18 protein-coding genes are annotated in these 22683 nt (G+C 60.2%); 9 read left to right on the top strand and 9 right to left on the bottom strand.

Annotation, left to right across the window (positions count from 1 at the left end; genetic code table 11):
- Positions 1–50 precede the first annotated feature (50 nt).
- The 3 genes from WMO20_RS08430 to WMO20_RS08440 all read right to left on the bottom strand — a co-directional run bounded on the left by WMO20_RS08430 (position 51) and on the right by WMO20_RS08440 (position 2034).
- Positions 51–590 carry a hypothetical protein gene (locus WMO20_RS08430; protein ID WP_349186457.1) on the bottom strand — a complete coding sequence of 180 codons (540 nt, stop codon included), beginning with the start codon at positions 588–590 and terminating at the stop codon, positions 51–53.
- On the bottom strand, positions 565–1038 hold the full coding sequence (locus WMO20_RS08435) for a DUF4430 domain-containing protein (RefSeq protein ID WP_349186458.1): 474 nt from the start codon (positions 1036–1038) through the stop codon (positions 565–567). Before WMO20_RS08435 ends, WMO20_RS08430 begins: the two co-directional genes overlap by 26 nt.
- Positions 1039–1113: 75 nt before the next feature.
- A complete protein-coding gene (locus tag WMO20_RS08440) occupies positions 1114–2034 on the bottom strand; it encodes an ROK family protein (protein WP_349186459.1) in 921 nt (306 codons plus the stop codon).
- A gap of 180 nt (positions 2035–2214) precedes the next feature.
- On the opposite strand from WMO20_RS08440, the gene rlmD reads away from it, so the two are divergent.
- From rlmD to WMO20_RS08455, 3 genes are all read left to right on the top strand, one after another.
- On the top strand, positions 2215–3399 hold the full coding sequence (rlmD, locus tag WMO20_RS08445) for a 23S rRNA (uracil(1939)-C(5))-methyltransferase RlmD (RefSeq protein ID WP_349186460.1): 1185 nt from the start codon (positions 2215–2217) through the stop codon (positions 3397–3399).
- A 206-nt stretch (positions 3400–3605) separates the two neighbouring features.
- On the top strand, positions 3606–4724 hold the full coding sequence (locus WMO20_RS08450) for a GGDEF domain-containing protein (RefSeq protein ID WP_349186461.1): 1119 nt from the start codon (positions 3606–3608) through the stop codon (positions 4722–4724).
- 37 nt (positions 4725–4761) lie between these two features.
- Complete coding sequence (locus tag WMO20_RS08455; RefSeq protein WP_349186462.1) at positions 4762–5280, top strand: hypothetical protein; 519 nt, start codon at positions 4762–4764, stop codon at positions 5278–5280.
- A gap of 281 nt (positions 5281–5561) precedes the next feature.
- On the opposite strand, the gene WMO20_RS08460 is transcribed toward WMO20_RS08455, so the two are convergent.
- Both WMO20_RS08460 and WMO20_RS08465 read right to left on the bottom strand, forming a co-directional pair.
- Complete coding sequence (locus WMO20_RS08460; RefSeq protein WP_349186463.1) at positions 5562–6098, bottom strand: phosphatase PAP2 family protein; 537 nt, start codon at positions 6096–6098, stop codon at positions 5562–5564.
- A 298-nt stretch (positions 6099–6396) separates the two neighbouring features.
- Positions 6397–7374, bottom strand: a complete 978-nt coding sequence (locus tag WMO20_RS08465) for a carbohydrate kinase family protein (RefSeq protein ID WP_349186464.1) — start codon at positions 7372–7374, stop codon at positions 6397–6399.
- 183 nt (positions 7375–7557) lie between these two features.
- Here WMO20_RS08465 and WMO20_RS08470 point away from each other — a divergent pair, with 183 nt between their 5' ends.
- The gene (locus WMO20_RS08470) at positions 7558–8859 is read left to right on the top strand and encodes an MATE family efflux transporter (protein WP_349186465.1); all 1302 of its coding nucleotides are present in this window, start codon (positions 7558–7560) and stop codon (positions 8857–8859) included.
- Here WMO20_RS08470 and WMO20_RS08475 read toward each other — a convergent pair.
- A complete protein-coding gene (locus WMO20_RS08475) occupies positions 8856–9701 on the bottom strand; it encodes a helix-turn-helix domain-containing protein (RefSeq protein ID WP_349186466.1) in 846 nt (281 codons plus the stop codon). The genes WMO20_RS08470 and WMO20_RS08475 overlap by 4 nt on opposite strands.
- Before the next feature lie 125 nt (positions 9702–9826).
- On the opposite strand from WMO20_RS08475, the gene WMO20_RS08480 reads away from it, so the two are divergent.
- The 5 genes from WMO20_RS08480 (at position 9827) to WMO20_RS08500 (ending at position 17345) form a co-directional block, all read left to right on the top strand.
- Positions 9827–10942 (top strand): ABC transporter ATP-binding protein, encoded by a 1116-nt coding sequence (locus WMO20_RS08480; RefSeq protein ID WP_217296558.1) that lies wholly within the window; start codon positions 9827–9829, stop codon positions 10940–10942.
- Between the two features lie 199 nt (positions 10943–11141).
- Positions 11142–11624, top strand: coding sequence for a MarR family winged helix-turn-helix transcriptional regulator (locus WMO20_RS08485; protein WP_118657852.1), 483 nt, complete (start codon positions 11142–11144; stop codon positions 11622–11624).
- A 140-nt stretch (positions 11625–11764) separates the two neighbouring features.
- Positions 11765–13516 carry an ABC transporter ATP-binding protein gene (locus WMO20_RS08490; protein WP_349186467.1) on the top strand — a complete coding sequence of 584 codons (1752 nt, stop codon included), beginning with the start codon at positions 11765–11767 and terminating at the stop codon, positions 13514–13516.
- Complete coding sequence (locus tag WMO20_RS08495) at positions 13516–15435, top strand: ABC transporter ATP-binding protein (protein WP_349186468.1); 1920 nt, start codon at positions 13516–13518, stop codon at positions 15433–15435. Before WMO20_RS08490 ends, WMO20_RS08495 begins: the two co-directional genes overlap by 1 nt.
- Before the next feature lie 140 nt (positions 15436–15575).
- Positions 15576–17345, top strand: a complete 1770-nt coding sequence (locus tag WMO20_RS08500; RefSeq protein ID WP_349186469.1) for a glycoside hydrolase family 2 protein — start codon at positions 15576–15578, stop codon at positions 17343–17345.
- A 73-nt stretch (positions 17346–17418) separates the two neighbouring features.
- On the opposite strand, the gene WMO20_RS08505 is transcribed toward WMO20_RS08500, so the two are convergent.
- Genes WMO20_RS08505 through pth form a run of 3 tightly spaced genes read right to left on the bottom strand, consistent with a single transcriptional unit; the run spans position 17419 to position 22639 of the window.
- Positions 17419–18546, bottom strand: a complete 1128-nt coding sequence (locus WMO20_RS08505; protein ID WP_349186470.1) for a foldase — start codon at positions 18544–18546, stop codon at positions 17419–17421.
- Positions 18543–22019: a transcription-repair coupling factor gene (gene mfd, locus WMO20_RS08510; protein ID WP_349186471.1), complete on the bottom strand. Its 3477-nt coding sequence runs from the start codon at positions 22017–22019 to the stop codon at positions 18543–18545. Before mfd ends, WMO20_RS08505 begins: the two co-directional genes overlap by 4 nt.
- A 41-nt stretch (positions 22020–22060) precedes the next feature.
- The gene (gene pth, locus WMO20_RS08515) at positions 22061–22639 is read right to left on the bottom strand and encodes an aminoacyl-tRNA hydrolase (RefSeq protein WP_349186472.1); all 579 of its coding nucleotides are present in this window, start codon (positions 22637–22639) and stop codon (positions 22061–22063) included.
- Between the last annotated feature and the right edge of the window lie 44 nt (positions 22640–22683).

Raw genomic sequence — 22683 nt, forward strand, 5'->3', positions numbered from 1 at the left:
CCCCGCCCCCCCCGCGGCGGGCCCGGCTCTGCATTTTTATAAAGAAAATCTTATACCCGCAGCTGCCTTTTTGCCATTTGCAGCGCACGGCGCAGCGGACGGTAGAGCAGCAGCATCAGCACAAAATTGCCAATGCCGTGCAGTGCATCGTAGCTCAGCCCGCTGAGCCACCAGCTCAGGGCAAAGGCGGGCGTTTTGGCAAACAGATATACCGCCGCGCACAGCCCGCCGAAGCACAGGCCGTACAGCCCGCTGAGCACCGCCCAGAAAAAGGCGTAGTCCATGCGGCGCAGCAGCCATGCCAGCAGCGCCAGCAGATACCACACATACAGGTACATCACCCACCACAGGCCAAAGCCGTACAGCACGCCCTGCAGCAGGATAAATACCGTGATAGCGCCGGGCGTCTCCCGGGGCAGTTCCAGCGCAAACAGGATGATGAGCAGGCTTACCGGCTCCAGATTGGGCAGACCGCTCATGGCCTGCTTGCTCACCACCAGCAGCGCACCCATCAGGCCGCTGAGCACCAGCCGCAGCACCCGAGTGTGCAGCGCCACCGGCTTTTTAGCCCTTGGTGTAGGTAAAGGCATAGCTGTCACCATCGTGGAGTTCGATGTCTGCCACGCCCACCGTGGTCATCTCACCGGCAGCATCGGTCAGGCACCACCAAGCCTGATCTTTATTATAGTCGGCGGTCTCGCCGTTCACGGTGGTCACAAAGCCGGCATCGGCTTCTTCCTGACTGATGATACCGGCCTTGGCCAGTGCGGTGCTCAGCTTTTCGCCGTCGGTCACGTTCAGCAGAACGCTGGATACGCTGCCGTCCGCAGCGGTAACGGTGAACTCCACCGTGGCCTGTGTCTCGGCGGCAGCGGAAGAAGCAACCTCAGAAACGGCCACAGAAGAAGCCACGGAGGAAGCGGCATCGGAGACAGCGCTGGAAGCAGTGGAGGACGCAGAAGCGCCGCAGCCTGCCAGCAGGCAGACGGACAGCACAGCACTGAGGGTCAGGGCAGCAAATTTATGCAGAGTGTTCATGGTTCAAGATCTCCTTGTTTCGTGCTTTGTGTGCAGAGCGCACGGCAGATATAGTACCATGAAACCGGCTGAAAATCAACGTTTTTTCTGCATGGCTTCAAAATATGCGGCGGCGACGCCTACCTGATTGGCCTCACTGGAAAAGGCGCAGGGCACGATCTGGCAGCGGGGCAAACCCTCCATGTAAGCCTGTCCCGCCCGGGAGGCGTACAGTCCATTGTAGGCGCTGCGCAGGCTTTCCAGCAGCAGGGGCTGCTTGCTGATGCCGCCGCCGATGGCCACCTTTTCCACATCCAGCAGAACGGTCAGGTTGTAGATCTGCACCGCCACCGCGTGGCAGAACCGCCGCAGCACCTCTAAGGCTTCCGGCTCCCCGGCGTTGGCGGCAGCAAAAAAGCTGCGTCCGTCCAGCGGGGCATCCTCCGGCAGCGCCTTGCGGGCACGGTACCATTTAAGCAGATTGCTGGTGCTGCACTGGCAGGCCATGTTCTGGTCCGGGGCGTCCCACGCTTCGGCGTTGGTATTGACAAAGCTGTACTCCCCGGCGGTAAAGTGCACCCCGCGCACCAGCTGCCCGTTGGCAATGATGCCGCCGCCCACGCCGGTGCCGATGATGAACACCGCCGCGTTGCAGCAGTCCTTCAGCGCGCCGTTTGCCAGCTCTGCCATGGCGGCGGCCTTGCCGTCGTTTTCCAGGATGACAGGGCAGCCGCACTTTTCCGCCAGCAGCTGCCCCACCGGGGTAGCGGTATTGTACAGCAGCGCCCCGCCGTTGGACACATAGCCGGTGCGGTTATCCACAAAGCCCGGCAGCGCCATGGCAATGCCGGTCACTTCATCTTTGTGGGGCGCATACAGCCGGTAGACTGCATCCAGAAATTGCGCCTGCGTATCCTGCGGCGTGGGCACCGCGCCGCTGTCCGTGCGGTGCATCTGCTCGTCCATGACCGAGTATTTGATCTCGGTGCCGCCTACATCAAAAACCATGATCTTCATTTTGTAGCCCTCCCGTAAACGGTCGTTTTCTGTCCCTATTATGGCAAATCAGCGCGGGAAAGTAAAGCCCCGGCGGTAAAAATGAAAACTGCAAAAATCACCCCGGCTTGCGGTTGCAATCCACCCCGCCCTGTGATATCCTGAAAAGAGAGTATCTATTATATAAAGGAAGAAACTGCCATGGATTGCAAACTGCGTGCCAAAAACTGCGGCGGCTGCCCCCTGCTGGGGCTGGACTATGCCGCGCAGCTGAAACAGAAGGAAGAAAAAGTGCGGGCTCTTTTGGGCAAATACGGCCCGGTGCACCCCATCCGGGGCATGGAGCAGCCCTACCACTACCGCAATAAGGTGATCTCCACCTTTGCCCCCGGCTGGGGCGGAAAGCTGACCTCCGGTATCTACGCGGCAAACAGCCATAAGGTGCTGCCGGTGGAAAGCTGCCTGCTGCAGGACGAAGTGCTGGACAAGACCATGCAGGCAGTGCGTGCTGCCGCCAACGCCTGCCGCTACCAGCCCTACGACGAGGACAAGGGCACCGGACTTGTGCGCCACTGCCTGCTGCGGCGGGGCGTAGCCACCGGGCAGGTGATGGTGGTGCTGGTGACGGCGCAGCCGGTGCTGCCGGGCGCAAAGAACTTTGTCAAAGCGCTGCTGGCGGAAACTGCGCAGCGCGGCGTGACCGTGACCACCGTGGTGCAGAACGTGAACAGCCGCAAGACCAGCGTGGTGCTGGGCGAAGCGGAAAAGGTGCTGTACGGCAAGGGGTTCATTCTGGACACCCTTTGCGGCAAGACCTACGCCATCAGCCCGCGCAGCTTTTATCAGGTGAACCCGGCGCAGACCGCCGTATTGTACGGCCTTGCTGTGGAAGCCGCAAAACTGACCGGCAAAGAGGTGGTGCTGGACGCCTACTGCGGCATCGGCACCATCGGACTGACCGCCGCCGACCATGCAAAGCAGGTGGTGGGCGTGGAGCTGAACCGGGACGCCGTGCAGGATGCCATTGGCAACGCAAAGCACAACGGCGTAAAGAACGCCCGTTTCTTTGCTGCCGACGCCACCCGCTGGATCAGTGAAGCCGCCGCAGCAGGGGAGAAGGCAGACGTGATCTTTATGGACCCCCCGCGCGAGGGCTCTACCCCGGAATTCCTTGCCAGCGTGGCGCGTATGGCACCCAAGCGTGTGGTTTATGTCAGCTGCAACCCCGTCACCCTTGCCCGCGACCTTGCCACCCTGACAAAGCTGGGCTATAAGGCCGAGGGCTTTACCCCGGTGGATATGTTCCCGCATACGGAGCATATCGAGACGGTATGTGCATTGTCCAAACTGGATATCCACGGCAAAAAGCCGTCCGGGAGACGTTGAAGCTTTTTTATCGCGAGTCAAAAAAATGGTGTGTCATTCAAACAGCATATTTGCGATATGCAATGCAACGCTGTTGCATTAAAAAGTTGAATTGCTAGTTGAATGAAAATGAGCGGTTCCCGGTTGAGAAAAGTTTTGCGGAGTGATATACTAATATTGTATGTACCCGGACAGGGGTGTCAGTTCACAGAGCGAGATAATTTGTAATGGATGGCTATTTCTTTATTTTAACGACCATTGATCTTTTTGTGCTTGGCTTTATGTGCCTTCTTACAAAGCTGAGCGAATCTTTGAATAAAAAGCAGAAGCGCGGGTTCTTTCTGGCCTTTGCGCTGATCGCGGCGATCTCGGTGCTGGAGGTCATCATCATTGTGGTAGACAGCACACCGCCGGGCTACCGCTGGCTGAATATTTTGTCCAACTATCTGGGCTTCGGGCTGACACCGGCGGTGGCGCTGTGCCTTGTATATGTGCTGGACAAAAAATCCGTCATCCGGCGCGGGTTCAAGGCAGCGGTCTGCTGCGAGGGTGTGTATCTGCTTTTTCTGGCGGCAACGCTGCCCTATGGGCCGGTGTTCTCGGTGAGCAGGGAGAACCTCTACGCCCGGGGTGAGTACTTCTATATTTATGTCGTTATGTATTATGTCTCCATGCTGTACCTTATGGTGGCTACGGTGCGTACGGCGGCGGTCTTTCAGAACCGCAGCCGCACGCTGATCTACCCGCTGATCCTTTTTCTGGGCGCGGAGACTGTGATCCAGATCGCGCTGCCGAAGCTGCACGTCACATGGCTGTGCGTCACGTTGCTGTCGGTGCTGTATTATATCTATTGCAGCGAGATGTGGAACCAACTGGACGCGCTGACCGGACTTTTGAACCAGAACAGCTACCTGAACCGCACCATCGAGATGCGCCGCAGCGGCGGGGTGCTGGTGGTGTTCGATGTGGATGACTTCAAGCAGATCAACGACCGCTACGGCCATTTACAGGGGGACGTCTGCCTTGCCGAGATCGCAGACTGCATCAAAAAAGCCTACGCCCGCTGCGGATACTGCTACCGCATTGGCGGCGATGAATTCTGCGTGCTGCTGAAGGACGAAGCAAGCGAAGCCTGCTGCGCAGCAACGCTGCAAGCTCTGCTGGCAGAACGGCGCAAGACGCTTGCCATTTTGCCAACGGTCTCCCTTGGCTCTGCCGTCTTTTCCGGGGAGGACGTGGTCGCAGTGAAGGACCGCGCCGACCGCGCGCTCTACTGTGCTAAAAAGGAACAGAAGGCCCGCGCCGCAGCGGCAAAGCCCGCAGATGGCAGCGAGCAGACAGCTTGAAATTCTGCCCGAACAACGGATAAACGGAGGAACACCGATGAACACAGACTGGAACAGCCCGCAGGGCGATTTTGATACTGCTGAAAAGCGGGGGGAACTGCTGATGCTGCTCAGCCGGCAGCAGGTCACCGTGCACACATGGGACGACCCGGACTTTGATTACATGGAGGAGCAGGACCTTGCGCTGGTGGTGCAAAGCCCCTCCGGCACAGAGGATCTGCTGATTGAGCTGTGCGGGGAGTTCTCGGTGTTTTTTGAAAAGTGGCATGGCGAGTACGCCGCTACCGCCGAGGGCTACGCGCAGCTGCAGCAGGACATCACCGCCATTCTGGACGGCAAAGCGGGCGCACTGAGTCTGTACACAGAGAACGGCTGGCAGGGCACGGTGCTGTGCACCGAGCTGCCCGGCGCAGAGGATGACGGAGCTGCTGCGGTGCTCAAGCGCTGCTGGCAGACGGCAAAGCCGGACACCGCCCTGCCTGCGGGCAGTCGGCTGGAACTGGTGTGCTGGGATCCGGCACAGAACCGGAAAGTGCAGCTCCCGGCGGAGGAATGATAGAACAAAAAGGTCGCTGCACGTATTTGTGCAGCGACCTTTTTTCTTTGGCTAGAATTCAAAAGAATTTTTTATAGATGCTGGAAGTCGCATAGGGTAGCATCCTCGCCCTCTCCGTCACCTACGGTGACACCTCTCCCAAAGGGAGAGGCCTTGGCAAAGAGATGAAGCTTATGTGGACTGCCAAAGGCTCTCCCTTTGGGAGAGCTGGCAAATCCATAGGATTTGACTGAGAGGGCGAGCTTGCTAAAAAATCGCTGCAATAAAAGGTATGCAGAACTTTATACAATTCGTTGTTTCTCTTTGTGATTCGCCACATAGTTTGCGATTGCGGAAGCCGCAGCGCCCAGCGCGATGCCCAGCACTGCGCCGCCGAGGATATCGGTGGGGAAGTGCACATAGAGGTACAGCCGGGTAAAGGCGATAAAGGCTGCCAGCACCAGCGCGGGTGCACCCAGCTTTCGGTTTTGCAGCCAGAGCGCATAGGCTGCCGCCACCCCGGAAGCGGTGTGCCCGGAGGGGAAGGAGTGCCCATGCGGACGCGCCACCAGCATGGTGATGGAGGTGTTGAGATCGCAGGGGCGGGGGCGGGCAAACAGCGGCTTGAGGAAGAAGTGCCCCGCCGCCATGTACAGCACCAGCGCCACCGCCATGGCAAAGCCCGCTTTGCGGGTGCGCCGGAAGAGCAAAAGCAGCAGGGTGAACGCGATCCAGATCTCGCCGTGGGCACCGGCGTAATCAAAAAAGATGGAGATCGCGTTCATTACCGGGCTGCGGAACTGGTACAGCCAGTCCAGAAAAGCAAACTCAAAGGGCATGGGTTCCTCCTTTTGGGCGGTGAAAGAGCGGATTTTTTATACAATATAGCATATAAATATTAAAAAATACAGAATGCGCTGTAAATTTGCGCGGACATTAGTTTTCCGAATGAAGGCTTCCCACGGTCGGGGGAAGCTGTCACCGCAGGTGACTGATGAGGGCGCGGGCAAGCTGCTGCTTGCGAGAAATTACCCCTCATCCGTCTGCTCACTGCGTTCGCAGCCACCTTCCCCCCAAGGGGTGAAGGCTTTTGCTCCGGGTCGAGCTGCAAAAATTGATTTCTATGATGAATCGTCCTCAGGGCAGGGGAAATTCCGTTTCCATCTGTTCCAAGGTGGGGTAGCTGTCGATGGCACCGTGGTGCTGCACGCTGATAGCGCAGAAGCGGTTGGAAAAAATCAGATACTCGGTCAGGCGCTTGCGGGAAAGCTTTGGCAGCTCGGCGGCGGTCACGCCGTCCCGCTGCAGCTGCCACAAAAACGAGCCGATAAAGCCGTCTCCCGCGCCGGTGGTGTCCACCGCCACCACCTTGGGGCTGCGGGCATGGGCGCTGGCGGTGCGGGTATAGGCGCGGGCACCCTTGCTGCCGCAGGTGTACAGTACCAGCTGCACATCCCCGGTAAACAGCCGGGGCAGCGCGGCTTCAATATCCTCCGTGCCGGTGAGGAAGGGCAGCTCCTCGTCCGAAAGCTTCAGGATATGGGTCAGGGGGAGAAACTGCCACACGGTCTGGCGCAGCTGCTCCCGGTCCGGCCAGAGAGGGAAGCGGAGATTGGGGTCAAAGCTGAGGATGGCTCCCGCCTCCCGCGCGGCAGTGATGGCGGCCAGATGGGCGTAGCGCATGGGGCTGTCCACCAGCGAGACGCTGCAAAAATGCAGGGCAAAGGCCTGCGAAAACCAGCCCGGATCGATCTGCTCCGGGGCGTACAGCAGGTCTGCGGAGGGCTTGCGGCAGAAGCTGAAAGTGCGCTCGCCGTTTTCCGCTAAGCTGACGAAGGCCAGCGCGGTGCTGGCTTTGCTGGTAAATTCCAGATGGGAAAGCTCCACGCCGCATCCAGCCAGCGCCCGGGCGATCTTGTGACCGAAGGGGTCGTCGCCCAGCTGGCTCAGCAGCGCACTGCGCCCGCCCAGCCGGGCAACGGCGGCACAGACATTGGCCGGAGCGCCGCCCACCCGGGGGCTGAAGGCGGGGACTTCGTCAAAGCTGCACCCCACCCGGGAGGGGATCATATCGATCAGCGCTTCGCCGATGGAAAATAAGATCCTGTCGGACATAGGGCTTCTTCCTTTCTGCATTCAGGTGTGCCGCAGGGTGCGGCAGTGTACAGTATACACCCGCAGGGCGCTGTGCGCAACTGCTTCTTTTATACGGTAATGGGCGGGTTTTGCGGTTGACTTGCAGCAGCAGATATGCTACAATTTCCAGACGTATGCAACAACAGGAAAAGGAAAAAGTGTATGGATCTGACAAAACAGTTCTTTAAATATGTCTCGCAGAATATTTTTGGTCTGCTGGGAACCTCGTGCTATATTCTGGCCGACACCTATTTTATTGCACAGGCCGCCGGTACAGACGGCGTTACCCTGCTCAACCTCTGCCTGCCCATTTATAACTTTATTTTTGCCATTGGCTCCATGATCGCGCTGGGCTCGGCGACCCGCTACGCCATTGCCAAGGCACAGAACGATGCCCGGGGACAGCGGTATTTCTCCAACGCCATCCTGTGCGCCGTACTGGCGTCCATCCCGTGGATGCTGGCGGGTGCCTTTGTGCCCGGGGCGCTGCTGCGGTTCATGGGCGGTGATGCAGGCATCGTGGCACTGGGCATCCCCTACGCCCGCATTTTTCTGCTGTTCACCCCGTTTTTTATGTGCAACTACATCGTGTCGGTCTTTGTCCGCAACGACGGCGACCCCTCCCTTGCCATGGTGGCGACGTTGAGCGGCAGTCTGTTCAATGTGGTGTTCGACTATATCTTCATGTTCCCCCTAGGGCTGGGGCTGGCCGGTGCGGCGCTGGCAACGGCGGTGTCGCCTATCATCAGCATCGCCATTTGCAGCCGCCACTTCTTTAAAAAGGAGAACACCCTGCAATTCGTGCGGCAGCTGCCCTCGGCAAGGCTGCTGGGGCAGAGCTGTCAGCTGGGCATCTCCGGCTTTGTGGGCGAGCTTTCCTCCGGCGTGACCACCACGGTGTTCAACTTTCTGCTGCTGGGGCTGGCGGGTAACGTGGGCGTAGCAGCCTACGGCGTGGTGGCAAACTTTGCGCTGGTGGCTACCGCCATCTTCAACGGCGTGGCGCAGGGCGCACAGCCGCTGGTGAGCCGCTGCTACGGTCAGAACGACCACGCCGGGGCGCGGAAGCTGCTGCTGCTGGGCAGCGGCACTGTGCTGGTGCTGGCGGCGGTGCTGTACGCTGCGGTGTTCGGCCTGACCGATACCTTTGTAAGCTGGTTCAACAGCGAGAACTCGGTGCAGATGGCGCAGTACGCCCACACCGGGATGCGGATGTACTTTGTGGGCTACTTCTTTGCGGGCTTCAACATCATGGCGGCGGGCTATCTGAGCGCCGTGAACCGCCCGGCGGAGGCTTCCATCACCTCCATCTGCCGGGGCATGGTGGCCATCGTGGCCTGTTCGCTGGTGCTCAGCGCGGTGTTCGGGATGCCGGGTGTATGGGCGGCCTTCCCGGCTTCGGAGCTGCTCACCGCGCTGCTGACCCTGTTTTTGCTGCGCAGAAAAGAGAGCGGAAAAGCTTAAATATACATCTCCTGTTCCCGCATGGTCTCCTCGGGTGTAAGCCCGGCCTGTGCGGCGCGACCGGTCAGTGCCCGCCATTGTGCAGGGGACTGGCCGGTTTCTTTTTTGAATACCCGGCACAGGTAGTTGGCCCCGGAAAAGCCGCACAGGCTGGCCACTACGTCCAATGTGTACTCCCGGTGCAGCAGCAGACGCTGCGCGGCTTCGATGCGCACGGTGGTCAGGTACTTGCCCGGCGGCACGCCTACGGCGGCGGTAAAGGTGCGCACCAGATGGCTTTTGGAGACGCCCAGCCGCTCGCTAAGCTCCTCCACGCCGTACAGCCCGGCATAGTTGGCGCGGATATCCTCAATAGCGGCCTGCACCAGCGGCGGCAGGGTGGGTGCGGCGCTGTCGGCATCCGCCAGCTCGCACAGCAGGGCAAAGACCAGCTGGCTGCGGGCACGGCTGTGGGTGGGCTTTTCCTCGGCAAGCCGCCCCATCAGCTCGGCAGCGGCAGGGCAGGTCTCGCCTTTGGCAAGGTAGGGCAGCTCCCGCAGGCCGTTCAAAAACTGCGTGCTGGCCTGCCCGGTCAGCTGGACGCACAACAGGTGGCAGCTGTCCTCCGGGGTCAGGGTGAGCGGGGCGCGGCTCAAAATCAGGTGTCCCGCCGCAGCGGACTGCGGCGGCAGCACCAGCACAGCACCGGCGGGCGTGGCCGATGCCCCGGGCAGGGAAGCTGTGCATCTGCCGCTGGAAACAAGGCAGACCCACAGCCCCTCGCCGGTCAGGGTGCGGGGCGCGGAAAGCTGCACATCCAGCAGTGCAGCCGGTGCGGCGATGGTGTTCCAGTCAAACAGCAATATCTGACACCTCTAATCAATAAAATGCTATTTTATATCACAAAATTATCTGCTATTATAGTACCAACGAAACAACACGCCGTCAAGGGCGTGAAACATCAAATATTTTACGGAGGATAACGATTATGGCTTCCATTAGCTGCCAGCACATCTACAAGATCTATCCGGGCGCAACTGCCCCGTCTGTTACCGACTTCAACCTGGAGATCCAGGATAAGGAGTTCATCATCTTCGTCGGCCCCTCTGGCTGCGGCAAGTCCACCACCCTGCGTATGATCGCCGGTCTGGAGGAGATCTCCAAGGGCGAGATGTACATCGGCGGCCGTCTGATCAACGACGTTCCCCCGAAGGATCGTGATATCGCCATGGTGTTCCAGAGCTACGCTCTGTACCCCCACATGACCGTTTACAAGAACATCGCTTTCGGTCTGGAGCTGCGCAAGACCCCGAAGGACGAGATCGACAAGCGCGTGCACGAGGCTGCTAAGATCCTGGAGATCGAGCACCTGCTGGACCGCAAGCCCAAGGCTCTGTCCGGTGGTCAGCGTCAGCGTGTTGCTCTGGGTCGTGCAATGGTTCGTAACCCGGCAGTCTTCCTGCTGGACGAGCCCCTGTCCAACCTGGATGCTAAGCTGCGTACCTCCATGCGCACCGAGATCATCAAGCTGCACAAGAAGCTGGCTACCACCTTCATCTACGTTACCCACGACCAGACCGAGGCTATGACCATGGGCGACCGTATCGTTGTCATGAAGGACGGCATCATCCAGCAGGTCGATACCCCGCAGAACCTGTACGATATGCCCTGCAATATGTTCGTTGCAGGCTTCATCGGCAGCCCCCAGATGAACTTCCTGGACGGCACCCTGATCAAGAAGGGCGATCTGTACGGTGTTGATCTGGGCGGCGACGTGATCCCCCTGCCCAAGGAGAAGACCACCGACGGCAAGCTGGATTCCTACGTTGGCAAGAAGATCAAGATGGGCATCCGTCCCGAGGATATCGACGACGAGCCCGAGTTTATGGCAAAGCACACCGACTGCCAGCTGGATGCTCAGGTCGATGTTTCCGAAATGATGGGCGCTGAGATCTACCTGTATCTGGAGTACAAGGGCAACAAGATGACCGCCCGCGTTGCTCCCACCTCCAAGGCTCGCAACGGAGACACCGTCCGCGTTGCATTCGATCCCCATAAGGTGCACCTGTTCGACATCGAGACCGAGCTGACCATCCTGAACTAAGACTTAGCAAAGATCATTTTTGATCCTCCTATCATACGAAAGACCGCCGAAGGGAAACCTTCGGCGGTTTTTCGTTTCGGTGCAGCCTGCCTGCCCCAAAACCTTGCGCTGTCCTCTTGACAATCGGTGCGGGCACGGTTAAAATATGTACTGTATCAAACAGTTTCACATCGAACAACTTGAACAGAGGAAAAACATTATGTGTACACAGCACCCTATTGAAGAGCACTGCAAGCTGGACCCGCCGTGGGATGGGCCGCAGGTCATTCCCGCCCAGCTGCGCCGGGTGGATAACCTGATCTTCCGCAGGCTGAACCAGTTTTCCCGCGCCAACGGGGTAGAGCAGACCACCCCCATGCACGGGTGGATCATCGAGTATCTCTACCGCCACCGGGACGAGCCGGTGTTCCAGCGGGACATCGAGCGGGAATTTTCCATCACCCGCTCCACCGTGACGAACATTTTGCAGCTGATGGAGCGCAAGGGCTACATCCGGCGGCAGAGCGTGCCGCAGGACGCCCGGCTCAAACAGCTGGTTTTGACCGAGGAGGGCATCCAACGGCACGAAAAGACCCTGCTTTCCTTCCACCAGACCGACGATTATGTGGCCGGACTGCTGACCGAGGAGGAGAACGCAGAGCTGCTGCGGCTGCTGAACAAGCTGCGGGAAGCGTTGAAATAACCGCCTTTTCCGTCAAAGCGCCGAAAAAGGACTTGTTAAATTAGTAATTATGAACATTTTACGAAACGGCTTGACATTTAAATTGTTTTGTATAAAATTGTTTTGTAACAAACAAATGAATTCAACAGGAGGAAACTCAGATGATCAAAAAGCTTGTGTCGCATCTGGGCGAGTATAAAGCCGCCTCGATCAAGACACCGCTCTTTGCTGCGCTGGAAGCCGTTATGGATGTGCTGCTGCCCACCATCATGGCCTTTATCATCGACCAGGGCATTGAAAAGGGCGATATGAACGCCATCATCCGCTATGGCCTGCTTACCTTTCTGGTGGCAGCCATTGCGCTGGTGCTGGGCGTGCTGGCGGGCAAATACGCCGCCGAGGCATCCACCGGCTTTGCCGGAAATCTGCGCGATGCCATGTATGAAAATATCCAGCATTACTCTTTTTCCAACATCGACAAATTCTCCACGGCAGGTCTTGTCACCCGCATGACCACCGACGTGACCAACGTGCAGAACGCCTTCCAGATGATTTTGCGGATGTGCGTGCGCGCCCCGGTGCATCTGGTGTTTGCAATGTTCATGGCTGTGTTCATCGGCGGCCCGCTGTCGCTGGTGTTCGTGGTGGCAGTGGCCTTTCTGGTGGCGGTGCTGGCTGCCATCATGATCCCCACCTTCCGCATCTTTGACCGGGTATTCAAGAACTACGATAACCTCAACGCCTCGGTGCAGGAGAATGTCTCTGCCATCCGCGTGGTCAAAAGCTTTGTGCGCGAGGGCTTCGAGAACGAAAAATACACCGCCGCCTGCGAGAGCCTGTACAAGCAGTTCGTCAACGCCGAAAGCCGCCTGAGCTTCAATAACCCCGCCATGCTGGTGGCAGTGTACGGCTGCAACATCGCGCTGAGCTGGTTCGGCGCAAAGTATGTGCTGCACGGTGCCATTACCACCGGCCAGCTGAATGCCCTGTTCGGCTATATCATGAACATCCTCATGGCACTGATGATGCTGAGCATGGCCTTTGTCATGATCGCCATGTCCGCCGCCTCTGCCAAGCGTATCGTGGAGGTGCTGGACGAGCACACCGACCTGCCCCCGGCAAAGCAGCCGGTGCAGCAGGTGGCAGACGGCAGCATCCAGTTCGACCACGTTACCTTCAAGTATAAGCACGGCAGCGGCCAGCCGGTGCTGAACGATATCAGCTTTACCATCCAGCCCGGCGAGACACTGGGCATCATCGGCGGCACCGGCAGTGCAAAATCCAGTCTGGTGCAGCTGATCCCCCGTCTGTACGATGCCGAGAGCGGCACCGTGCGGGTGGGCGGCGTGGACGTGCGGGATTATAACCTTGACGTGCTGCGCCGCGAGGTCTCCATGGTGCTGCAGAAGAACGTGCTGTTCAGCGGCACCATTCTGGATAACCTCCGCTGGGGCGATGCCAACGCCACCGAGGAAGAGTGCATCCGCATGGCAAAGCTGGCCTGCGCGGATGAATTCATCCAGCGCTTCCCGGATAAGTACAATACATGGATCGAGCAGGGCGGCTCCAACGTGTCCGGCGGCCAGAAGCAGCGCCTGACCATTGCCCGCGCCCTGCTGCGCAAGCCCAAAGTGCTGATCCTTGATGACTCCACCAGCGCCGTGGACACCGCGACCGATGCCAAGATCCGCAAGGCCTTCCGGGAAGAGATCCCCGGCACGACCAAGATCATCATTGCGCAGCGCATTTCCTCGGTGCAGGATGCAGACCGCATTCTGGTGCTGGATAACGGCCAGATCAACGGTCTGGGCACCCATGCGGAGCTGCTGGCGACCAACGCCATCTATCAGGAGGTCTACAACAGCCAGACGCAGGGCGGCGGCGATTTTGACAAGCAGGGAGGTGCGCAGTAATGGCAGTAAAAGAAGTACATGGCCCCGGCCCGCGGGGCGCACGGGGGCCGCGCCCCAAGGTGGAAAACCCGGGCAAGCTGCTGAAGCGCATCATGGATGAGGTGTTCCGCAACTATCTGCCCCACTGCATCCTTGTGCTGATCTGCATCGTGGTCAGCGCGCTGGCCAATGTGCAGGCCAGCCTGTTCTTGCAGACTTTGATGGACGATTACATCGTGCCCATGACCCGCCAGCAGGACCCCAGCTTTGCACCGCTGGCCGGTGCACTGGTGCGGATGTGCTGCATCTACCTTGTGGGCATTCTGGCCGCATGGGCCAACGCCCGCATCATGGTCAACGTAACGCAGGGCACGCTGCGCAATCTGCGCACCAAGCTGTTCACCCACATGGAAAGCCTGCCCATCCGGTATTTTGACACCCATCCCCACGGCGATATCATGTCCGTGTACACCAACGATGTGGATACCCTGCGCCAGATGCTCAGCCAGAGCATCCCGCAGCTGGTGTCCAGCGTCATCACCATCGTGTCGGTGTTCTTCAGTATGTGTATGCTCAGCTGGCAGCTGACCATCGTTACCATGCTCATGGTGGCGCTGATGCTGTTCTGCTCCAAGCAGATCGCAAAAAGCTCTTCCAAGTACTTCATCCAGCAGCAGCGGGATCTGGGCAAGGTGAACGGCTACATCGAGGAGATGATGGAAGGCCAGAAGGTGGTCAAGGTGTTCACCCACGAGCAGCAGACCCTTGCCGGCTTCCGTGAGCTGAACGACCAGCTGAAGGAAAGCGCCAAGCAGGCCAACGCCTTCTCCAACATCATGATGCCGGTCAATGCCCAGTTGGGCAACATCAGCTATGCTATCTGCGCACTGGTCGGTGCAGCCATGGCTGTGGGCGGCGTTGGCAGCATGACCCTTGGTACCGTGGTGGCCTTCCTCAGCCTGAACAAGGGCTTCAATATGCCCATCAGTCAGGTGTCCATGCAGGCCAACAGCGTCATCATGGCACTGGCTGGTGCCGAGCGCATCTTCAAGATGATGGACGAGCCCAGCGAGACCGACGAGGGCTATGTGACGCTGGTGAACGCCAAGTACGACCGCAACGACCAGCTGGTGGAGACGAACGAGCGCACCGGCATCTGGGCGTGGAAGCACCCCCACCACGACGGCACTACCACCTACCACAAGCTGGCGGGTGATATCACCTTTACGGACGTGGACTTTGGCTATGTGCCGGAAAAAACGGTGCTGCATGACATCAACCTGTATGGCCGTCCGGGGCAGAAGATCGCCTTTGTCGGCTCTACCGGTGCAGGCAAGACCACCATCACCAACCTGATCAACCGTTTCTACGATATTCAGGAGGGCAAGATCCGCTACGACGGCATCAACATCCATAAGATCAAAAAAGCCGACCTGCGCCGCTCGCTGGGCATCGTGCTGCAGGACACCCACCTGTTTACCGGCACGGTGATGGAGAACATCCGCTACGGACGGCTGGAGGCCACCGATGAGGAGTGCATCGCCGCCGCCCGCCTTGCCAACGCCGACGGCTTTATCAAGCGCCTGCCGGAGGGCTACAACACTATGCTGACCGGCGATGGCGCCAACCTCTCGCAGGGACAGCGCCAGCTGCTGGCCATTGCCCGCGCAGCCGTGGCAGACCCGCCGGTGCTGATTTTGGACGAGGCGACCTCCTCCATTGATACCCGCACCGAGGCGCTGGTGCAGCGCGGCATGGACGGCCTGATGTACGGCCGCACCAGCTTTGTCATCGCGCACCGCCTGTCCACCGTCCGCAATGCAGACTGCATCGTGGTGCTGGAGCAGGGCCGCATCATCGAGCGCGGCAGCCACGACGAGCTGATCGCCAAAAAGGGCAAGTATTACCAGCTTTATACCGGTAATCTGGCCGAGAACTAAACAATTTCCCACCTTCGCATAAAGCCGCCGCACAGCCATGCCGCCGTGCGGCGGCTCTTTTTATCTCCCGTGAAAATGGTATACAAACGCCCCGGGCTGTGTTAGAATGGAGCAAACGAGTAGAAAAGGCTGGTGAGTGTATGCATCCTTTGACGGAATATCCCCGCCCCGCCATGCGCCGGGACAGCTACGAGAACCTGAACGGCCCGTGGCAGTACGCCATCACCGCTTCGGCACAGCGCCCGGCGGGCTGGGACGGTGAGATCTTAGTGCCCTACGCGCCGGAGTGCCGCGCCTCCGGGGTGGGGCGCATATTGCAGCCTGGGCAGTGGCTGCACTATCACCGGTACTTTGCGCCGCCCGCCGGGACGGGCGGACGGGTGCTGCTGCATTTCGGTGCAGTGGACTACGCCTGTGCCGTGCAGGTGAACGGCCATCTGGTGGGCGGTCACCGGGGCGGCTACTGGCCCTTTACGCTGGATATCACCGCGCAGCTTAACGGCACCGGCCGCAACAGCCTGTGGGTGGCGGTGCAGGACCCCACCGGCCACGGCACACAGGCGCGGGGTAAGCAGACCTTGCAGCCCGGCGGGATGTTCTACCCCGCGCAGAGCGGCATCTGGCAGACGGTCTGGCTGGAGCGTGTGCCGGAAAACTACATTCAATCTCTCACCGTTACGCCGGACTACGATGCCCGCACCGTGACCGTGAAAGCCCATACCTCTGCACCCGGCGGCGCGGTGAACCTGTGGGCGGTGGTGCGCGCCGGGGGTGTGACCATTGCCGAGGACTGGGGCAGCGATGAGGCCGACCAAGACGGCACGGTGACGCTGCATATCGCGGACGAGTATTTCTTCCCATGGAGCCCGGACACACCCTTTTTGTACGACCTGACCGTGGGCACTACACAGGGAGAGGAAGAGCAGTTCGACACTGTGCACAGCTACTTTGCCCTGCGCAAGTGGAGCTGCGCACCGGACGCAAGGGGCGTGCTGCGCTTTTGCCTGAACGATAAGCCCATCCTGCTCAATGGCCTGCTGGATCAGGGCTACTGGCCGGAGGGGCTGTACACCCCGCCCTCGGATGCGGCGGTGGAGCGGGAGCTGAGCGAGGTAAAGGCGCTGGGCTACAACCTGCTGCGCAAGCACGCAAAGATCGAGCCGCAGCGCTGGTACTACCACTGCGACAGGCTGGGGCTTGTAGTCTGGCAGGATATGGTCAACGGCGGCAGCAAGTATAACCTGTGGTTCGTCACCTACCTGACCAATGTTTTGCAGCCGCTTATGCGCCGCCTGCCGGACAAGGCGGCGCTGTGGGGACTGCTGAGTCGGGGCAGCGAAAGCAGCCGGGAAGAATACCGCCGGGAGCTGGAAGATACGGTACAGGCGCTGCGCTGCCATCCCTGCGTGGGCTGCTGGGTGCCCTTCAATGAGGGGTGGGGACAGTACGATGCCGCCGGGGCAGTGCAGGCAATCCGTACACTGGACGACACCCGCCTTGTGGACGAAGCCAGCGGCTGGTACGATCAGGGCGGCGGGGATGTATACTCCCTGCACAACTACTTCTACCCTTTGCGGGTGCGCCCGCAGACGCGCACCGTGGCGCTGAGCGAGTACGGCGGCATTGCATGGCCTATGCCGGGGCACGAGCCGCCCCGAAAGACCTACGGCTACGGCACAGCCAAAAGCAGGGAGGAGCTGACCGCCCGCTACAAAAAAATGCAGCTGGGCACGGTGCTGCCGCAGCTGCAAAAAGGGCTTTCAGCGCTGGTATACACCCAGCTGACCGACGTGGAGGACGAGGTGAACGGGCTGTTCACCTACGACCGCACCGCCATCAAGCCGGACGCTAACGCCGTCCGCTCGGTGAACGCCGCCCTTGCCGCAGAGTTTGCAAAAGTAATAAAATAAAAACAACGCCCGGGTTTTCCACCTTCCGCAGGAAGGGTGTGGAAAACCCGGGCGTGTTGTTTTTACAAAGCCATTAGCTGTTGGCGCTGTTGGCGCTGGTGTCGTTCACGATCTTGGCGGCGGGCAGCTTGCTCATGGCAGAGCTGCTCAGGCTGCTCGCCATCTGAGCACCGTAGGCGGCAAGGGCGTCGTCCAGCTCCTCGCCCTTCAGGTCGCTCAAAATCTGGCTGCGCAGAGCGTCCAGCGTGGAGACGCCCAGCGGGTCCAGACGGACGGCCAGCATCATGGCATAGCCGGTGTACTGGATGGCGGCTGCCTGCCCGTAGGCAAGGCCGCGCAGGGTATCGGCGGCACCCTCCTGTGTAAAGGCATCGGTCAGGTCGCTTTCGCTCAGCAGGTCGGTCTGCAGGGTGCTGGTGGAGGGAACCTCTGCATCCAGCACAGCACAGATCCCGGTCAGTGCGCTGCTTGCGATGCTGTTAAAGGTGGTCAGCTGGCTGGAAGTGTCCTCCGGGGCGCTGGCGTTGTAGCTGTCCGCAGCTTTCTGGGCAAGGGAGAGCATCTCGGCCTTCTGGTCATCGCTGGCAAAGGCGAAGGTGCTGGTGTTGTACAGCGGCACGGTGATAAAGCCGATCTCGTACATGGTGCTGTCCAGATGCTCGGTCAGCTCGCCGTCCTCCACAGGGGTCTCGCCGTTTTTACCGTAGACAAGATCCAGCAGCAGGGTGTGCTTGTACTGCAGCTGCTGGAACAGCTTCAAAGTCTCCAGTCCGATGCCGTTGGCGGTGTAGGTGTCGCCGTAGTTGTCCATCAGCTGCTGGGCGTAGCTGTCGGCGGCGGACTTCTGCTCCTCGGTCAGCTCGCCGCCCAGCTCGGTAAAGCGGGCATCCACAGCGGCAAGGGTCTGCAGGGTCTCCAGCGTCTTTTGCGCCACATAGTCGCTTACCACGGCGGTCTCGCCGGTGTCGGCATCGGTGGTGATGGTGGCCTTAAGGAAGGACTTTACCTTGCTGGCGTCCTGCTCAGAGCCTGCCAGCTGTGCAGCCTGCTGATAGGCATCGTACTGCGCCAGCAGATATAAGCCGCTGGTCACCTCAAAATCGCCGATCTTGCCCACGGTGTCCGGGGTGGAGAATACACAGCCTACAAGGCTGACGGTCAGTGCAAGTGCGCATACCAGCGCAAGCAGTTTCTTTTTCATTGGTTTGGCTCCTTGTTGTTCAAAATGGCATCCATGGCTTTCAGGATGCTTTGCAGCAGTTCCAGCGGCTTTTCGTCCGGCTGCAATACCACCGAGAGATAGGGTTTGCTGCCCGCTCCGGCGGTGACACGGCCATTGAAAGCCTGCAGCAGGCCGCGGATCATGGCAAGTTCCAGCGTTTCCAGGTTCAGCACGAGGGTGTCCTTCTTCTGGGTCACCTCGTACACGCCCACGGCGGCGGCCTGCACGCGGACGAGGGAGACGTTGACCAGATCGCTCACCGAGGGCGGCGGGTCACCGTAGCGGTCAATGAGCTCGTCCAGCACATCGGCGGCGTCCTCCGGGGTCTGGATGGCGGCAATGCGCTTGTAAGCTTCGATGCGCCCCGCGCCGTCCGGGATATACTTTTCCGGGATAAAGGCGTCCACCCGCAGGTCCACAAGACAATCGCTCTTGTCCCGCTGGACGGGCTCGCCCCGCGCCCGGGCAATGGCCTGCCCCAGCATTTTAACGTAGAGGTCGTAGCCCACGGCTTCCATGTGGCCGTGCTGGCTGTGCCCCAGCAGACTGCCCGCGCCGCGGATCTGCAGATCCCGCATGGCGATGCGGAAGCCGGAGCCGAAAGCGGTGAACTCCCGGATGGCGGAAAGCCGCTTCTGGGCGATATCGGTCAGGGTCTTGTCCCGGCGGAAGGTGAAGTAGGCGTAGGCTTTGCGGCCGGAGCGTCCCACCCGCCCACGGATCTGGTACAGCTGTGCCAGACCCATGCGGTCGGCATCCTCAATGATGAGGGTGTTGCAGTTGCGCACATCAATGCCGGTCTCGATGAGGGTGGTGCAGACCAGAATGTCGATCTCGCCGTTCAGCAGGTGCTGCCACACGGGGTTCAGCTCTTCTTCGGTCATCTTGCCGTGGGCAATGCCTACCCGCGCACCCGGCACCATCTGGCTGACATGGGCGGCGCAGGATTCAATGTTGTCCACCCGGTTGTGCAGGTAGTACACCTGCCCGCCCCGGGCAAGTTCTTTCTTCATGGCTTCGGCAAGGATGACATCGTTATATTCCAGCACAAAAGTCTCCACCGGCTGCCGCTCGATGGGCGGCTGCTCGATGGTGGAAAGATCCCGGATGCCGCTCATTGCCATGTTCAATGTGCGGGGGATGGGGGTGGCCGACAGGGTGAGCATATCCACCCCGATGAAGTTCTCCTTCAGCTTTTCCTTGTGCTTTACGCCAAAGCGCTGTTCCTCGTCGATGATGACAAGGCCAAGGTCGTGGAACTTCACGTCCTTGGACAGCAGCCGGTGGGTGCCCACCACGATATCCACGCTGCCGGCCTGTAAGCCGCGCAACGTCTCCTTTTGCTGCTTTGCGGTGCGGAAGCGGGACAGCATCCCGATCTTCACCGGGAAAGCCTCCATGCGGGAGAGCAGGGTGTTGTAGTGCTGCCACGCCAGCAGGGTGGTGGGTGCCAGCAGGGCGCATTGCTTGCCGCCCATGATGCACTTGAAGGCGGCGCGCAGCGCCACCTCGGTCTTGCCCACGCCCACATCGCCGCAGAGCAGCCGATCCATGGGGTAGCCCTTTTCCATGTCCTGCTTGATCTCGGCGGTGGCGTGCAGCTGGTCGTCGGTCTCGTCGTAGTCAAAGCGGGTCTCAAAGTCCCGCTGCCAGTCGCCGTCCGGCGGGAAGGCGTAGCCCGTGGCCTGACGGCGGCGGGCGTAAAGCTCGATCAGCTCCTGCGCCATCTCCTCGGTGGCCTTTTTCACCTTGGCGCGGGTGCGCTGCCACTCGGTGCCGCCCAGCTTTGCCAGCTTTACCTTTTCCTCGTCACCGGGGGCGGTGTAGCGGCTGAGCAGATCCAGCTGGGTCACCGGCACATACAGCACATCCGAGCCGGAATACTGCACCTTGAGGTAGTCCTTGGTAGCGCCCTGTACCTCTAACCGCTGGATACCGGCGTACATCCCGATGCCGTGGCTCTGGTGCACCACATAGTCCCCGGGCTTGATATCCGAAAGGCTGGACAGGGCGTTTTTATTCTTCTTGCGCTTTTTGGCTTCTGCGGCGGCTTCCTCGTCCAGCCCGTGGCGGCGGCTGGAAAGCACCGCTGCGTGGGCAAAGGGGAAGGTACACCCGGCGGTCAGGTGTCCGGGCAGCACCTGCAAAATGCCCTTGGCGGGGCGCACATCCCGGCTCATGCTCACGGAATAGCCCTTGTCGGCAAGGTCGCGGGTCAGGGCAGCTGTGCCCTTGGGCGTACCGGCAAACAGGGTAACGGCGTAGCCTTGAGCGATGAGCGGGTCGAGATCCTCCCGCAGGGAGGCAAGGTCGCCGTTCCAGTTGGGGGCGGCAAAGGCTTCGGCGTTGATGAGATCCTTCAGTTTGAACTCGTTCATCCCGCGCAGAAAGTTCTCGCACAGCAGGGTGCTGTGGTTCTGGGCGGCAATGACAAGATCGTCCATGGTCTGGTACAGCACGTCCAGCCCGGGGCAGAGCACGCCCTCTTCCAGCAGTCCGGTCAGCTCCTCGCTGCGGCGGAACTCGGTGGCTTTCTGGGCATCCCGGATGCCGCCAACTTCATCCAGAATGAACAGCGGCGCGTCCAGATGATCCAGCAGCGTGGCCGGGGCGGGGTAGCGGATGCCGTAATATTTATCCATGGCCTCCGGCATCATGCCGGAATCCAGCTGGGAAAGGTCGGCTTCGGTGGCCTTTTCCAGCGCGGTGCGGTGCTTGCCGCGCGCCTTTTTGATGGCGCTGCGCAGCGCTTCTGCAGTCTCGGCGGTGCTGCCGAACAGCACCTCGCGGGCAGGGGAGAGGTAGATTTTTTCCAGTGCGCCGTCCCGCCGCTGGGTCAGCAGGTCAAAGGAGGACATGGAGTCGATCTCGTCGTCCCAGTATTCCACGCGGGCAGGCTGGCGCATATCCGGCGCGTAGATATCCACGATATCGCCGCGCACGCTGAACTGCCCCGGGCCGTCCACCTGACTGCGCCGCACATACCCGGCGGCAAACAGCCGCGCCACCAGCGCTTCGCGGTTATACACCATGCCGGGCTTTAAGGTGAGGGTGTTCTGGATGAACTCAGCCCGGGGCACGGTGTACTGCAAAAGGGCTTCGGCGGGCACGCAGACGGCCTGCAGCCGCCCGCCTGCCAGTGCACCCAGCACCGAAAGGCGGCGGTACTCGTACTCGCGGCCTGCACCCTCCACCGGGCGCAGCATAAAGTCCCGGGGCGGGAACACTGCAGCAGTAAGCCCCAGCGCCTTGAGGTCGTCCGCAAAGTGGGTGGCTTCGGCCTCGCCGGGGGTCACGATGCACAGCACCCGCCCAAGGTCCTTTTGCAGGGCGGCATACAGCAGCGCCCTGCCTGCGGGCGGCAAGCCGAACAGCGCCGCCGGCCCTGCCGAGCCAAAGCTTGCGGCGACCTTCTGATATTCCGGTGTGGCTTTGAGTAAGGCTTCGTACATGGAAAAACCTCCTTTCCTGTCAGGATGCGGGAGAATGATTTTTACCCGTTATACTTGCTCTGTGCCAGACTGAGCTTGCCGTCCATGATAAGCTTTGCGGCGGCTTCAAGGTCAGAGTAGCGGTCGGCGATGGCCTTGGCGTCCTCCGGCGGGAACTTGCCCAGAACCCATGCGGCAAGGTCGTAGTCCGGGTGGGGCTTTGCGCCGATGCCGATGCGGATGCGGGGGAAGTTCTCCCCGCCCAGCCGGGCAATGATGCTTTTCAGGCCGTTGTGCCCGCCCGCAGAGCCGGAGGGGCGGATGCGCAGCTTGCCGGGTGCCTGCGTAATGTCATCGCACAGCACCAGCACATGGTCGGCGGGGATCTTGAAAAAGCCCGCCATAGGGGCGATGGAATCGCCGGAGAGATTCATGTAGGTCAGGGGCTTCAGCAGCACCACCTTGTGGCCATCCACCTCGCCCTGTCCCCACAGGCCTTGGAACTTGGTCTTGCCCACAGAGATGTTCCACTTATCGGCCAGCGCGTCCAGCGCGGCAAAACCGGCGTTGTGGCGGGTGCCATCGTACTTTGCTTCGGGGTTGCCCAGCCCTGCAATGAGCCAGATATCGTTTTCATTCATGATGTGATAATACCTTTTCCTGATAATAGTGTGATACAACATCT

Source organism: Faecalibacterium intestinale, assembly GCF_040096575.1.
In the GTDB taxonomy this organism is placed as follows: domain Bacteria; phylum Bacillota; class Clostridia; order Oscillospirales; family Ruminococcaceae; genus Faecalibacterium; species Faecalibacterium intestinale.